We start from the raw sequence: 14,546 nt of genomic DNA on the forward strand, positions 1-14,546 counted from the left end.
GGATGCGCGATGGGATGCGTGTTCTGCGCCAGCGGACTGGACGGCGTTGATCGCAATTTGACCGGTGGCGAGATCTTGGAACAAATGCTGCGTCTGCAGCAACGGTTGCCCGCCGACGAACGGCTCAGTCATATCGTGATGATGGGCATGGGCGAACCGCTGGCCAACTTGCCTGGCGTTCTGGCGGCACTCGATGTCGCTCGCAGCGAAGACGGTCTGGGTATCAGCCCGCGAAGGATCACTATCAGCACCGTTGGTTTGCCGCCGGCGATTGACAAATTGGCCGCCGCGGGAATCCCATACAACTTGGCTGTGTCGCTGCACGCACCCAATGATGAACTGCGAAGCGAGCTGGTACCGGTCAATCGGAAGATCGGCATCGAGCCAGTGCTGCAAGCGGCAGATCGTTACTTCCACGCATCCGGTCGGCGACTGACATTCGAGTATGTGTTGCTGGGCGGAATCAACGATGGCGACGAACACGCGAGGCAGCTGAGCCAAATTCTTCGCGGTCGCAGCGTGATGATGAACGTGATTCCATACAATCCAGTCGCAGGTTTGCCTTACCGAACGCCCAGTGGCGCCGCGATTGCACGTTTTCGAGCGATTTTGGAATCGGCTGGCGTGAACGTCAATTTCCGCCAACGTAAAGGCGACGAAATCAACGCCGCCTGCGGCCAGCTTCGTCGCAACCGCGGCGGTCAAAAGGCAGCGACTTAGTCCGCGATCGCGAATTTCTGCAATCGTGTTGACCCCCGCGGACTGAATTGACTATTTCTCGACCTTGGCGATGAACGCATCGCTGTTTGTGTGTCAGTCATTCAATTCCAGGGATGGAAAATATGTCCGTTTCAGTCATGCGGATCGTTGGTCGTTTTGCTCTTGGTTTCTCCGTCGCCGTCGCGACGATCTCGATGACCGGTTGTGGCTCGTCCACCCCTGAAGCGGTCGCATCCAAAACAACCGCTTCCACGCCGCAAAACAGCGCCGCATCGGCAGAAGAAGCCGAATCCGTCGTTGGTCAGTTCCTCGACCGCATTCGCCGTGGTGGTGCCGAAAACACCGCCATGACGCTGCTGACCGAACGAGCTCAATCGGAATTGGCTCGGATCGGGCACACCGTTCAACCACTCGGGTCGCCGGACGCTGAAGTCACCATCACCCGCAGCGAAGAAGTGGGAATGGAGCATCTGCCCGAAGGCCAAAAGTACCCAACACGTTTGGTGCACTGCGTTTGGAGCGAACCATCCGCGGCAGACGGAACCAAGCAAGAATTCCAAATTGTCCTGCCCGTCGTTCAACAAAGCGAAGGATGGCGAATCTCGGGCATGGTTCTGGGAATGGCTACCGGAGAACCTGAAATGATCCTGGACTTCGAAAACGGCGACGAAATGGCTCGCATTCTCAATGCTCAGGAACAAACGCAAACGGCTGCGAATCCAGCTGCGACCGCGACCGATTCGGTTCAGCGGTAATTTGCCGCGATCGAAGATCGAATTCGAACTCTGATCGACCAAGACGCCTCGCTCTCCCGAGAAAATGATCCCGGGTGTCACGCGAGGCGTTTTTTCGTTGACTGGCAAGGAAGGATCCTCACCCGCCTCGAAAACGGCCCAGCGGCACTTTCGCCGCCCTTCCTGGTTTTCGGCGTTGCCTTTCTGAATTGGCTTCTACGATGCGAGTCGCTCCGGCTCACTTGCGATTTCGCTTGAAAACGCTCGTTTGCCCGTTGGCCTGCCATGTCCGCAATCACAGCGTGGTTTGAAATTGGCGGGTCATCGCGTGGATCAAGTGGCGAGCTGCTTTCGCAAAGGTTCGCCTGAACAAGAGTTTGGGCGACCTGGGCAATTGACAACATTTGCTAGCGAGCTACCGTAACGCAAAGTCACTGCAAGCGGTAATGTCACCGCATCTCCCCAGAACCCCCTCTTGTGAGCGGATGACGGCCGGAGTGTAACGCAATCGATCAGGGTGACCGGATGCCACCTCAATTCAAGCGTGCGAACTCGGATCGCACCGAAACCTCCGAACTTACTCTGGAGAAACACATGAATCGGAATTTGGTGAAGGGTACCGCCGTCGTTGCACTGATGTTGGGTGCTTCGTTGGCTTTCAGCAGCAGTGCAAGTGCATTCAAATTCTTGCACTCGAACAAATGCTGCAACTCAGGCGGCTTGTTCAGCGGCTTGAAGGCTCACAAGTGCGGCGGCGGATTGCTGGCCAAACTGAAGGCCAAAGACTGCTGTGCTCCAGAGCCTTGCTGCGAGCCAGCCCCAGCTCCATGCTGTGAGCCCGCCCCAGAACCTTGCTGCGAACCAGCTCCTGCTCCTTGCTGCGAAGCTGCACCTGCTCCAGCACCTTGCTGTGGCGAACCAGCTCCCGCTCCTGTCGTCGAAGCAGCTCCTTGCTGCGGTGGCGAAGTTGCTCCTGTGATGGAAGGTTCCGTCATGCAAAGCAGCGAAGGCTTCGACCTGGCTCCAGGCGAAACTTTGGTTCCTGGTAGCGTCGTCACCGGCGAAGCTGCTGCTGCAACCGAAGAAGCTGCTCCAGCCGCTCCTGTTGCTGACGCTGCTGCAGACGCCGAAGCCACCGAAGAAGCTGCTCCTCCAGCCCCAGTTGCTGACGAAGCTCCTGCTGCTGAAGCACCCGCAGCCGAAGAAGCTGCTCCCGCCGCACCTGCTGCAGAAGAAGTCAAAAGCAGCAGCGACCAAGTGGAAGAAGCTGCTCCTCCAGTGCCACAACCCGATGCCAACACCGACATCTAGTCAGTGCTGATTGAGTTTCGACTCAATCCATCGAAGTGAAAATCAAAAACCCCGCATGTGTTCTCACATGCGGGGTTTTGTTTTGGTTGTGGTGGAATGCTGAGAAGATCTTGTTGGAAACGCTGAGAACGTCTTGTCGCGAAACGCTGATGGGCCTCAGCGTTTTACATAGTTTGCGTTCTACATAGTCAGCGCACTACAACGATCAGACTTCGTCGTCCTCGAAGACTTCGTCCGCGGCGGGCGTCTTTGGATCTTCGGGAGCACGCTTGCGAAGCTTGCGTTGCAACGACCTTCTGTGAATGCCCAATCGGCGTGCGGCTTCGGAGATGTTGTTGCCACAATCCGAGAGCACGCGATGAATGTGTTCCCACTCGTTGCGAGCCAGCGACGGTGCGGGGAACGCCAAGCCGCCCTCGGGTACGTTCTGGCCTTCGCCACGAATGAAGGAGGACAGGATATCGTCGGTGTCAGCGGGTTTGCTGAGGAAGTTGACCGCACCCGCACGAACCGCATCAATCGAGGCGGGGATGCTGCCGAATCCGGACAGCATCAATACCCGGCAATCCGGTTTGATCTCCAGCAATCGACGCAATAAATCCAAACCGCTGCGGCCCGGCATTCTCAAGTCCAAGACCGCCAAATCCGTCGGCGACTGACTGAACACCGCCACGGCTTCGTCGTAGTTGCCCGCGGTCAAAACGCGAAAACCGCGACTCTGCATCGCCACCGCCATCCGCTCTCGCAGCACAACCGTGTCGTCGACCAGCAGAATGCTTTCTGCACCCACGGTTTCGGACGTGCAGACATCCGATGGACTGGGATAAGGCAGCACGCCGTCGTTGCCACTGTTGGAATCGGAGAAACTCATCGTTGCACCATTGCATCAGTCGGTGGGGGTACGGGCGTTCCAGTATAGCAGTCGAAAGCAACGATTCAGCCCCACGCCCGGTGTGAATGCGGCAAGTCACCACATCTCAACAACCGTCTGTAACGACCAATCACACCCCAGCGAGCCGGAAGCCAACCCAAGTGGCGGAGGGTCATTCCTTCGGAAGCGGTAAGCGAACCGTCGCGACGGTTCCCATCCCCGGCGTGCTATCGAATTTCAATGTGCCGCCCAATCGCGTGATCACGTTTCGAGTCAGAAACAACCCCAGCCCGATCCCGCGGCCGGGTTCCTTGGTGGTGAAAAACGGATCGCCCGCTCGATCGAGCACCTCGTCCGACATGCCTTGCCCCTGGTCACGCACCTGCATCCGAGCTTCATCGCCATCGACGAGCAGTTCGACCGCGACGGATTCGGACGGGTCGCTGGCGTCCAAACCGTTGTGGATCAGATTCCGAATCGCCTGAGCGACGGCTTCCTCAGGCAACCACATCGGTTGGTCTTCCCAGGACGCATCGTCATCCGACTCGATGATTTCGACCCGGTGCGGATCGCGAATGCCTTCCAGCGCCGTGTCAATCAAATCGCCCAGCGTCGTCCGGTTCCATCGCTGTGCCGCCGTGTCGCCAGACGCAGCTCGCATTCGCGAAAGAATTTGCCGGCACATCAACAATTGCCCATCGATCAACGACAGGTCTTCGTCAACCGATCTCGGTTTTGGTATGTCTTCCAAGTGCCGCGTCAGTTCGCGACAAGCCACATCGATCGCGGACAATGGCGACGCCAATTCGTGAGCCGCTCCCGCCGCCAGCGTCGTCAGCCCTTCCAATCGCATCGCGTCGGCTCGCTCGGATTGGCTGCGACGCAGGTCTTGTTCTCGCAAACGCAACTGGCGTGAAATCCGAGTCACGAAATACGCCAGCACCGTCGCGCAGGTCACAAATGCGAACAGCAATCCACAATCTCGCAAATCCAGCGTCGCGATCAACCAATCGGGCGTCTCAGCGGGCTGGATCGTCAGACCTGCCACGGGTCGCGAATCGATCAGCAACGCGACATACCCAAGCATTGCTAGCGCCGTCAGCGTCCAAGTCAGCGGAGCGGTCAGGATGACTCCGCCAATCGCAATGTTGACGAAGTAAAACAGGCTGAACGGATTGTCGGCTCCGCCGGTCAAATACAACATCGCGGTAAGCGTGATCAAATCCATCGCCATCAAGACAAACGCCAACCGCAGCGGCGTCTCGGATTTGAATTCGCTCAACAGGCTCGCCTGCGAATCAGCGATTGGCGAGGGCATCGCCGAACTGGGGCCGGTGGCGGGATCCATCGCGGAATCTCCCACCGATTCCTCGCGGTTGCGTTCGGCTCGAGACAGCCACCAACCGTAGGCACCATTGGTGATCGCGGTGAAGATCACCAGCACCAACAACGCGCCGATTGGCAACGAAGTGGGTGTGAGCAATCGAGCGAAGAGAATCGTGATGAGCTGGCCAACGATCGCGAAAGTGCGTAGTTGCAACAACCACGTTGACGAACCCAACGGCGCCGGTGCGATCAGCGGCATAGCAAGTTCACCCGATCAGTGGGTTTCGCGGCGAGTCAGCTCGTCACGCAGCCTGGCTGCCAACTCGTACTTTTCTTCTTGCACCGCCGCGTCCAAACGTTCTCGCAGAGTTTGGCCGACCGAGTATTCGTTTCGAAGCGACTCACGAAGATCGACCAATCGCACGATCAATTCGTCTTCGTCGAAGTGTTCTTCCGCTTCGTGTTTGACGAAGAACTCTCGCAGCGTGTCCAACCCGCGATTGATCGCCTGGATAGCTTCCTCGGGCGTGTTCTCTTCCAGCTCGCCAAGAGCTTCCGCTTGCGTGCGATGGAACAGCACAAAGGGTCGATATTGTTCGTGCGACGAGATCCACTCGGGGTCGTCCGACATTTCCTCGCACAAATCCATCAATCGCAGCGTGTGATCCGCGTCCATCACCGCACGGTGGTAGAACTGCAAACGCAACCAGCAGATCCGGCGGTGGTAAAACTGCATGAATTCGCGATCGATTTCGTTGCAGTCTTTTTCGGTTAGTTCCGCGTCCGCGTTTTCCAGCCGAGTCATCTGCAGATGCTGCAAATACGTTTCGCTGGCTTCGATCAATTCGCCATCGGGACGACCAGTCGTCTCCAACTGGAGAACGCCCATGTCGACTCGCATCTGGATGACGTCTCGATCATCTTTGCCTTTGATCAGGCGAACGTTGAGCGAACTGGGGTCGAATTCCCAGTTGCGAAGAAGATCGTCAAGATGCCGAGCACGCTTCATTGAGCAGGGACGCTAAAAAGATTCGAAGTGGAGAAGATTGTCGGCGAGAATCATTCCATCCGATTCGCGCCCTGTCAGTATAACAAGGGCCCGCCAAACGAGAACCTTCAATCGTCGACACGGGGTTTTCCACGCAGACGTTTCTTCTCGGATTGCTGTCGCTTTCCTTCCAACCGTCGCCGCTTACTGCCCAGCGTCGGTCGCGTCGCAGTTCGTTTTTTGGGGGGCAAACGACATCCCAGCAACATCGAGACCAACCGCTCGCGGGCGTCGGCAAGATTTCGAGATTGGTCCCGTGTCGCCTCGCTGTGCAGGACCATTTCCCCTTCTTTGTTGATGCGAGTTCCAAACTGGGTGACGAAACGCTTGCACCAAAATTCGTCGAATCCGGTCTGCGGCTGCGGTTTCCAACGCAGCGTCACCTTGGAATTGACTTTGTTGACGTTTTGTCCGCCCGGACCGCCACTTCGCGACGCCGACCAATTCAGGTCCGCTTCTGGAATGACAAAACGACTTGTTACGGGTAAATCAGCCATGGCCTCAGGTTCTACAATGCATTCCCGGCGGTAGCCACCATCGGCGACTCCGCTCCCACCGGATCGTTCAATTTCGATTCACGATTCCTCACCCAATCCTGTTTCCGACCCACCACGGTCGATGATTGCTCCACGAGCCCGCTTCATGACGCCGCAACACCCAAACAAGATCAGCTCCATCGCCATTGCAACATCGCCGACCTGCGATCGATCACAAACGATGTGGTTCTGTCTCATCTGTGCAATCGTTTTGACGTTCGTCGTGATATCGACCGGACGAGCCCAGTCGCCGCTGACCCAGGGCGACTGGCCACGTTTTCTCAACGATGATTTCAGCGGCAGTGCGAAGTTGACGGAATCGGCTCCCAACTCCATCGCATCATTGAACTGGAAAAGCGAACCCAAGTTCCATTGGTCTTTGGATGTGGGAGACGGGTACGGCATCGGTGTGGTTCGCGGTGAAAACTATTTTCAATTCGACGCGACCAATGATTCGGAACGACTTCGCAAAATTGACCTGGCCACCGGAGCGGTCAAATGGACTCGTTCGTATCCGCTCGACTACCGAGACATGTACGGCTACGAAACGGGTCCACGATGCAGTCCCACCATCGCCGAGTTGGATGACGGATCCGGGGACGCCCAAATCTTCACCTATGGCGTTGCTGGTCAACTGACCGCATGGAGTTGCGAGTCGGGCGATCAACTGTGGACGAATTCACTCAACGAGAAGTACGACGTCGTTCAGAATTTCTTCGGCGTCGGTTCGTCTCCGTTGATCGTTGGCGACCAAGTTATCGTGATGGTTGGCGGCAGTCCCGATGAGCAACAAGCTCTCGCCCCTGGGCGACTCGATCGAGTCGTTCCCGAAGGCACGTTGATGGTGTCACTGGATCGATCAACCGGCGACGTACGATGGACCGGCGGAGATGACTTGGCCAGTTACAGCAGCCCACGAACCATCACGATTGGCGGCAAGGAATACTTGCTCATGTTCGCTCGCGATCATTTGTGGGTGCTGGATCCGACCGACGGTCAATCGCTCGGGAAGGTCTATCATCGAGCGGACATCTTGGAGAGCGTCAATGCGATGGTTCCAATCGTCGATGGCAATCGTGTGCTGATCAGCGAGTGCTACGACGCTGGCGCGGCGGTTTATGACATCAACGTCGAAAACGACCGAGCCCTGTTTGAAACCGTTTGGAAAGATCCCGTGGGTCGTCGGCGATCGCAGGCATTGCGGTCACACATGTCGACGCCGATCCTTCACGGTGGCTACCTCTACGCATGCAGCGGCCGCAATGCACCGGACAGTGATTTTCGATGCATCGACTTCGCTACCGGAGAGGTGAAGTGGACCGCCCTCGATCGACGACGCAGCACCTCGACACGATTGGGCGACGTCTTGCTGGTGCTGAAGGAGACCGGCTCGCTACACATTGTCCGTGCGACACCGGATCGATTCGATGAGCTGGCGGTCTGGGAGCTCGAATTCACCGCTGGCGACCGTCCAGCCCTGCAATTCCCTTGCTGGTCCGCCCCCGTGATCGTCGGCGATCGCATGCTCATCCGCGGCGACCGAACCGTCCTCTGCCTGGCACTGCCAGAACACAATCCGTCCTGAGTCACTGCCCCGTAAGATGGTCTTCCAAGACCGTCGCCCAAAACCCGTACGATGGTCTTCCAAGATTGTCGACTTCAACTTTGATGTTGCTGGACCAGGATTCAGGCCGGGCTTGGAAGCCCAGCCTACGGCAACTACCTCGCCAAACCTCTCGTACGATGGTCATCCGAGACCGTCGCGCCATACCTTGTACGATGGTCTTCCAAGACCGTCGACTCGATTCTGTGGCATGACTTCGACCGCCTTGGAAGGCGGTCGTACGTAGCAATTGGCAACGCATTACGGATCAGATCGACCGATTCTTTGAACGCGTCGCTTTGCAGCTCCGTAAAATGACGTTCCGGTCATTCGCCGGGTGCCGCCCCATCGCTTGAACTCCCAACGAAACAATTCATGGACACTTCAAAACCCAATTCCGATTCGCCGTCTCGCGACCGACGCGAACCCGTGGGTGGGGTGATCCACGCCTATCAAAAGTACGACCCGGTCGCTTTCCCACCACCCAGCCAACCGCCGCCGGACCTCGTGTCGCCCGCGTTCGAGCAAGCGTTGATGTACGGCAACTTCCAAGAGCTGTCCGAGGAAGACCTCGCCAACGCGGTGAAGCTTGATCCAAGCCAAATCGCGGGCCTGGGACCGAGCATCGACTTTTTGAAAGCGCTGCTGGAGGATCGCAAACGCAAAATCCTGGAAACGTACGAAGCTCGCACGGTTCAGAAAAAGGCTCGCAAGGCGTTCCACCAAGCCGCCAAGAAAGTGAAACCGCCTGCCAAAATGGAAAAGCTTTTCCAAATGGCGATCAATCAAGAACAACCCTTCATGATTGAACGGTTGTGGTACCAGTCCGGCGACGACAACGGAGACCTCGCCCGCAACTTGCTGGCGACCGGCTCGGCGATGGAAGACAAGCACAACATCGAAGAACTGGCCACGAAGTATGACTTCATCGGCAATGAATCGATGTCGATCCGCAAGGCACTCGAGATCAAAGAAGAACTCGAAAAGATCGACGAACTGTTGCAGCAACTCGAAGAAGCCGAGAAGACTGCTCAGATCGGTTTGATCGACATGGAAATGCTGAGCGAGTTCGCACAACCGGGCGACATGGAACAGCTCGAGGACATGCGACGACAAGTCGAAAACCTGATGCGAGAACAAGCCGAACGGCAAGGCCTCGAACGCAACAAGGACGGATCCGGTTTTCGCCTGACACCGCAAGCCTACAAGATTTTCCAAGGCCGATTGCTCGAGCAGATCTTCAGCGAACTCGATCCGTCACGCACCGGGCGTCACGAAGGTGATGTGGTCGGCGAAGGAGCCGTGGAACTGCAACAGACCAAACCGTACGAGTTCGGTGACAGCGTCGCCAACTTAGATTTGCCGCAGACAATCATCAACGCGTTGCTGCGTCAAAAGGATGAACGCCCGCTGCGACTGCACGGCGACGACATCGTGGTCCACAAGACTCGCAATCATCCGAAAGCCGCCACGGCGGTGATCATGGACATGAGCGGGTCGATGCGGTACGAGGGCCAATATATCAACGTCAAACGCATGGCGCTGGCACTGCAAGGATTGATCAACAGCGAGTACCCCGGCGACTTCCTGAAGTTCATCGAGATGTACACGTTCGCGAAACTGCGGACGCCGGGTGAAATCATCGAGTGCATGCCCAAACAGGTCACGATTCATGATCCTTGGGTTCGCTTGAAGTGCGACATGAGCAACCCGGACATCAGCGAGCACGAGATCCATCCGCACTTCACCAACATCCAACACGCGTTGCAAATGGCCAGACAAAATCTGGCGACTTGCGACACGCCCAATCGCCAAGTCGTGTTGATCACGGACGGTTTGCCAACCGCGCACTTCGAAGGCGAGTGGCTGTACATGCTGTATCCACCCGATCCACAAACCGAAGCCGCCACGATGCGTGAGGCTCAGCTTTGCGCCAAGGAAGGGATCACGATCAACATCTTCTTGATCCCCAGTTGGTCGCAGAGCGAAGAAGACATTCGGTTCGCCTACCGGATGGCCCAATCGACTCGCGGGCGAGTGTTCTTCACCAGCGGAAAGAACCTCGATCGATTTGTGCTGTGGGACTACGTCAACAATCGCCGAAGCATCATCGCTTAAAGCAAGTGGCATAGGTTTCCAGCCTGTGATTCGAACCGACATCCGCGATCTCACAGGCAGGAAGCCTATGCCACACTTGTTGGTGTTGTGCTAAAACGCCTGCATGGCTGAACCAATCTCGAAACAACAGATGGCGTGCGACGAAGCGACTGCGAAGTCGCTGATCCTGGACAATTGGAATTCGGTTCGAAGTTCGGTTTCTGAAACCGCCAAGCGGTGCGGTCGTTCCCCCGACAGCGTTCGAGTCGTCGGAGTCACCAAATACGTCGACCCAGAAATCACGGGCTGGCTCGTCGAAGCCGGCTGCCATGACTTGGGAGAGAACCGGCCGCAATTGCTGGAGAGCAAATTCCAAACGCTCGATGATGCCACCATTCGCTGGCACCAAATCGGCAACTTGCAACGCAACAAAGTCCGGCGTCTGCTTCCCTCAGAACCGCTCGTTCACGCGATCGCCAGCGAACGGTTGCTCGATGCGTTGCACAATGAATGCTTGCTTCAATCACGCTCGATCGATGGCTTGATCGAGATCAATGTTAGCGAAGAAGAAGCCAAAACCGGATTGCCGATCAACCAACTGGAACCACTCTTGGTCCACTGGCAAAGTCTCGAGACCAACTCCAACGCGGGGCTGCAAATCAAAGGCTTGATGGCGATGGCGGGCTGGGGCACTGACGAGTCCACTGCCGCAAAACAGTTTGCCAAATTGCGAGAACTTCGCGATCAAATGGAATCGGCCACGGGAGTCTCGCTCCCTGAGTTGTCGATGGGAATGAGCGGCGACTATCCCGCCGCGATCGCCGAAGGAGCCACGCTGGTCCGCATCGGCACGCGGTTGTTCCAAGGTGTTCTGCCGACTGGTTGATGACAGTTGTGAGAGGCCGGCTTAGAGTAGGACCGTTGTTCGACTCTGGGGCCGACCGGACGATTGCAAAGTGCAAAATGGACATTGCAAATTGGCAATTGGCGACCGGTGCAATCATGTCAAACCAAAACCACTTTGCAATTTGCATTGAACAATTTGCACTTTGCAATCCATCCCATCACGTAGGCCAGGCCTCGCCTGGCGATCGCCCTCCGCCGATCCATGCTGCTCTCGCGAAAGCACACGAAAGGACGACTCGCTTTGTCCCAAAGCATCGGCGTGGCCGCCATGTGAGACATGGCTTACGGGGCGATTGCAAATTGCAAGATGGACATTGCAAATTGGCAATTGGCGACCGGTGCAATCATGTCAAACCAAAAACACTTTGCAATTTGCATTGAACAATTTGCACTTTGCAATCCATCTCATCACGTAGGCCAGGCCTCGCCTGGCGTTCGTCCTCCGCCGAGCGATCCTGCACTCGCGAAAGCACACGAAGGAACGACTCGCTTTGTTCCAAAGCATCGGCGTGGCCGCCATGTGAGACATGGCTTACGGGCGATTGCAAATTGCGAAATAGACATTGCAAATTGGCAATCGCCGACCGTTGCAATCAGGTCGGACTAAAAACACTTTGCAATTTGCATTGAACAATTTGCACTTTGAAATCCATCTCATCACGTAGGCCAGGCCTCGCCTGGCAATCGCCCTCCGCCGATCCATGCTGCTCTCGCGAAAGGACGACTCGCTTTGTCCCAAAGCATCGGCGTGGCCGCCATGTGAGACATGGCCTACGGGGCGATTGCAAATTGCGAAATAGACATTGCAAATTGGCAAGTGCTGACCGGTGGAATGACGCCTGCCGAACGACGAACATTTTGCAATTTGCATTTGTCAATTTGCACTTTGCAATCCATCCCACCACGTAGGCCAGGCCCCGCCTGGCGATCGCCCTCCGCCGATCGATCCTGCTCTCGCAAAAACGCACGAAAGGACGACTCGCTTTGTCCCAAAGCATCGGCGTGGCCGCCATGTGAGACATGGCCTACGGGCGATTGCAAGATGGACATTGCGAATTGGCAATTGGCGACCGGTGCAATCATGTCAAACCAAAAACACTTTGCAATTTGCATTGAACAATTTGCACTTTGCAATCCATCCCATCACGTAGGCCAGGCCTCGCCTGGCAATCGTCCTCCGCCGATCGATCCTGCTCTCGCAAAAACACACGAAAAGACGACTCGCTTTGTTCCAAAGCATCGGTGTAGCCGCCATGTAAGACATGGCCTACGGGCGATTGCAAAGTGCAAAATGGACATTGCAAATTGGCAATTGCTGATCGGTGCAATCATGTCAAACCAAAAACACTTTGCAATTTGCATTTGTCAATTTGCACTTTGCAATCCACCCCACCACGTAGGCCAGGCCCCGCCTGGCGATCGCTCTTCGTCGGCAAACGCCGCTCTCGCAAGAACACACGAAAGCACGACTCGCTTTGTTCCAAAGCATCGGCGTGTTCGCCATGTGAAACATGGCCTACGAGCGATTGCAAATTGCTTCCTACAAAGCTTGCATCAACGCTTCGCCAAACGCTCGCCGTACTTTGGAGGCGTCCGCGTTCGGAAAATTGGCTCGCTGGACCATCAGGATCATCGCCACTTCATTCTCCGGATCGATCCAAACCTGCGTTCCGTGAGCACCACCGTGACCGAACGTTCCCGGCGTGTATGCCTCGGTCACGCCTTGCGGTTCGCGAATCACGCAGCAACCGATTGCCCATCCGTTGCCGGGGGTGAAACCGGGTTTCAAATCACCGGTGCAGATCGTTCGCATCTGCTGCACAGCGGACACGGACAACAACTGTTCATCGCCCACCCGGCCATCTCGCAACAGCATCTGGCAGAACTTGCCGTAGTCGTCCGCCGTGGAAAACAAACCCCCGTTCGCTGCGGGGAATCGGTTGCGGTTCATCGCTGTGTCACCGGATAAAACACTGATCGTGTCTTCTTCCAGACGCTTTGGTTTCGCACCGTCCCCTTCGACAACGCGGTACGTCTTCGTCAATCGCTGGTGTTGCTCCGGTGACAAGTAAAACGTCGTGTCGGCCATCCCCAGCGGCTTGCAAATTCGTTCCTCCACGAAGCGATCAAAAGTCATCCCGGAAACCACTTCCACGATTCGAGCGGCGGTGTTGATGCCGGTTTGACTGTATCGCCATTGGCTGCCTGGTTCGAACATCACCGGCAACTCAGCGTATCGTTTTGCAACGATCTCCAGCGTGGGATCCGTGTAGGCACTTTCTCGCGGCAATTCGCTCATGCCCGAAGTGTGCGTCATCAAGTGACGAATCGTGATGTTCGCAGGCGTGCCATCAGCCAACTTCAGCTTCTTCATCATTGGCAGATGCTTGGAAATCGGATCGTCAACCGACAGCTTGCCTTCATCTTGCAGCATCAACACGCAAGCCCCGGTGATGGGCTTGGTCATCGAAGCGATCCAAAACAGAGTGTCTCGCTTCAGCGGTGTTTCCTTGGCGACGTCAGCCATTCCGACCACACCGACGTGCTTCACCGATTCCGGGCCGACCACCAACGTGACCGCTCCCGCGATTTCCTTGTCCGCCACGAACTGCTGCATTGACTGCGTGATCGCCGGGATTTCGGGATCGTTTGCTTGAGCGTGATCGACCGCCATATTTCCGGCTAACAAACTCATCACCAATGCACCCAAAATCCAACGCATGATCTCGCCTTCGCAGTTGCCGAAAAACTTGTAAGCATCGAAATCAAAGCTCGATGCCAAACGAAACATTCTATTCGGGCTGACGAACGCGATGTTCGCTCACCCGCGGCACGGGATTTTCTTCGTCACGGATTTATGGCATGGTGGCAAACCGCGACGCGGACATGCCTGAGCCAGTCGCTTGAACTGAAACGCCCCTCGAATCGAGAACCATCGTTGGCGAAGAAGAAAATCGAAACACGGATGCGTACGTTCGGAATTCACTCCAAGTGGGACGGGGAATCCAAAGAACTGCCGCGGTTCATCCGTAGCACAACAACCATCCCGGCACGTGTCGACGTTGAGTTTGGATTCATCGTCAACATCAAGGGTGCGAAGAACCAAGAGTTGTTCTTTTGCATTGATCACCCCGGCATCAAGGATGAACAGGGCAAGACTCGTGCGCCGTTTGATGGTTCCGTGTACGTCAAAACCAATGATTGGAACTTCTACTTAGGCGACACAGTCTGGGACCCAATCGAAGACAAATTGGGCCCGTGGCAGATGTGGCTGGAGATCGATGGCAACATCATTGCCGAGAAAACCTTTGAGGTTGTCCCGGCATCGGATGTGGCAGAAGCTTCGTAAGACAGTGGGATAGGCTTGAAGTGGGATAGGCTTCCAGCCTGTCGT

General features: G+C 56.2%; 12 protein-coding genes. 7 read left to right on the top strand and 5 right to left on the bottom strand.

Going from position 1 to position 14,546, the window contains the following annotated elements; all coding sequences use genetic code 11:
* The 3 genes from rlmN to B2R17_RS24620 form a co-directional block, all read left to right on the top strand.
* Nucleotides 1-720: 23S rRNA (adenine(2503)-C(2))-methyltransferase RlmN (gene rlmN, locus B2R17_RS24610; RefSeq protein WP_286766106.1), on the top strand; the 720-nt coding region annotated here is incomplete at its 5' end.
* A 122-nt stretch (nt 721-842) separates the two neighbouring features.
* Nucleotides 843-1,475, top strand: coding sequence for a hypothetical protein (locus B2R17_RS24615; RefSeq protein ID WP_236615937.1), 633 nt, complete (start codon nt 843-845; stop codon nt 1,473-1,475).
* Nucleotides 1,476-2,048: 573 nt separating this feature from the next.
* Nucleotides 2,049-2,765 (top strand): hypothetical protein, encoded by a 717-nt coding sequence (locus tag B2R17_RS24620; RefSeq protein ID WP_286766107.1) that lies wholly within the window; start codon nt 2,049-2,051, stop codon nt 2,763-2,765.
* A 205-nt stretch (nt 2,766-2,970) separates the two neighbouring features.
* On the opposite strand, the gene B2R17_RS24625 is transcribed toward B2R17_RS24620, so the two are convergent.
* The 4 genes from B2R17_RS24625 to arfB all read right to left on the bottom strand — a co-directional run bounded on the left by B2R17_RS24625 (nt 2,971) and on the right by arfB (nt 6,507).
* The gene (locus B2R17_RS24625; protein WP_007329169.1) at nt 2,971-3,636 is read right to left on the bottom strand and encodes a response regulator transcription factor; all 666 of its coding nucleotides are present in this window, start codon (nt 3,634-3,636) and stop codon (nt 2,971-2,973) included.
* Between the two features lie 172 nt (nt 3,637-3,808).
* Nucleotides 3,809-5,221: an ATP-binding protein gene (locus tag B2R17_RS24630; protein WP_008669471.1), complete on the bottom strand. Its 1,413-nt coding sequence runs from the start codon at nt 5,219-5,221 to the stop codon at nt 3,809-3,811.
* Nucleotides 5,222-5,236: 15 nt separating this feature from the next.
* Nucleotides 5,237-5,971, bottom strand: a complete 735-nt coding sequence (locus B2R17_RS24635; protein ID WP_008669472.1) for a UvrB/UvrC motif-containing protein — start codon at nt 5,969-5,971, stop codon at nt 5,237-5,239.
* A gap of 107 nt (nt 5,972-6,078) precedes the next feature.
* Nucleotides 6,079-6,507, bottom strand: a complete 429-nt coding sequence (gene arfB, locus B2R17_RS24640; protein ID WP_008654577.1) for an alternative ribosome rescue aminoacyl-tRNA hydrolase ArfB — start codon at nt 6,505-6,507, stop codon at nt 6,079-6,081.
* A gap of 145 nt (nt 6,508-6,652) precedes the next feature.
* Here arfB and B2R17_RS24645 point away from each other — a divergent pair, with 145 nt between their 5' ends.
* The 3 genes from B2R17_RS24645 (at nt 6,653) to B2R17_RS24655 (ending at nt 11,132) form a co-directional block, all read left to right on the top strand.
* Nucleotides 6,653-8,131: a PQQ-binding-like beta-propeller repeat protein gene (locus B2R17_RS24645; RefSeq protein ID WP_286766108.1), complete on the top strand. Its 1,479-nt coding sequence runs from the start codon at nt 6,653-6,655 to the stop codon at nt 8,129-8,131.
* A 393-nt stretch (nt 8,132-8,524) separates the two neighbouring features.
* A complete protein-coding gene (locus B2R17_RS24650; RefSeq protein ID WP_286766109.1) occupies nt 8,525-10,267 on the top strand; it encodes a hypothetical protein in 1,743 nt (580 codons plus the stop codon).
* A gap of 103 nt (nt 10,268-10,370) precedes the next feature.
* Complete coding sequence (locus B2R17_RS24655; protein WP_286766110.1) at nt 10,371-11,132, top strand: YggS family pyridoxal phosphate-dependent enzyme; 762 nt, start codon at nt 10,371-10,373, stop codon at nt 11,130-11,132.
* Between the two features lie 1,560 nt (nt 11,133-12,692).
* Here B2R17_RS24655 and B2R17_RS24660 read toward each other — a convergent pair.
* Nucleotides 12,693-13,943 carry a serine hydrolase domain-containing protein gene (locus B2R17_RS24660; RefSeq protein WP_286766111.1) on the bottom strand — a complete coding sequence of 417 codons (1,251 nt, stop codon included), beginning with the start codon at nt 13,941-13,943 and terminating at the stop codon, nt 12,693-12,695.
* Between the two features lie 66 nt (nt 13,944-14,009).
* Between B2R17_RS24660 and B2R17_RS24665 the strand changes: the two genes are divergently transcribed.
* Nucleotides 14,010-14,501 (top strand): DUF3859 domain-containing protein, encoded by a 492-nt coding sequence (locus B2R17_RS24665; protein WP_008659314.1) that lies wholly within the window; start codon nt 14,010-14,012, stop codon nt 14,499-14,501.
* Nucleotides 14,502-14,546 lie beyond the last annotated feature (45 nt).

The organism is Rhodopirellula sp. UBA1907 (assembly GCF_002337565.1).
In the GTDB taxonomy this organism is placed as follows: Bacteria; Planctomycetota; Planctomycetia; order Pirellulales; family Pirellulaceae; genus Rhodopirellula; species Rhodopirellula europaea.

What these genes read in the sequence shown, in the direction of transcription:
- B2R17_RS24615 (WP_236615937.1), top strand. Translation starts at nt 843, where the DNA reads ATGTCCGTTTCAGTCATGCGGATCGTTGGTCGTTTTGCTCTTGGTTTC.
- B2R17_RS24620 (WP_286766107.1), top strand. Translation starts at nt 2,049, where the DNA reads ATGAATCGGAATTTGGTGAAGGGTACCGCCGTCGTTGCACTGATGTTG.
- B2R17_RS24625 (WP_007329169.1), bottom strand. Translation starts at nt 3,636, where the DNA reads ATGAGTTTCTCCGATTCCAACAGTGGCAACGACGGCGTGCTGCCTTAT.
- B2R17_RS24630 (WP_008669471.1), bottom strand. Translation starts at nt 5,221, where the DNA reads ATGCCGCTGATCGCACCGGCGCCGTTGGGTTCGTCAACGTGGTTGTTG.
- B2R17_RS24635 (WP_008669472.1), bottom strand. Translation starts at nt 5,971, where the DNA reads ATGAAGCGTGCTCGGCATCTTGACGATCTTCTTCGCAACTGGGAATTC.
- arfB (WP_008654577.1), bottom strand. Translation starts at nt 6,507, where the DNA reads ATGGCTGATTTACCCGTAACAAGTCGTTTTGTCATTCCAGAAGCGGAC.
- B2R17_RS24645 (WP_286766108.1), top strand. Translation starts at nt 6,653, where the DNA reads ATGACGCCGCAACACCCAAACAAGATCAGCTCCATCGCCATTGCAACA.
- B2R17_RS24650 (WP_286766109.1), top strand. Translation starts at nt 8,525, where the DNA reads ATGGACACTTCAAAACCCAATTCCGATTCGCCGTCTCGCGACCGACGC.
- B2R17_RS24655 (WP_286766110.1), top strand. Translation starts at nt 10,371, where the DNA reads ATGGCTGAACCAATCTCGAAACAACAGATGGCGTGCGACGAAGCGACT.
- B2R17_RS24660 (WP_286766111.1), bottom strand. Translation starts at nt 13,943, where the DNA reads ATGTTTCGTTTGGCATCGAGCTTTGATTTCGATGCTTACAAGTTTTTC.
- B2R17_RS24665 (WP_008659314.1), top strand. Translation starts at nt 14,010, where the DNA reads ATGGCATGGTGGCAAACCGCGACGCGGACATGCCTGAGCCAGTCGCTT.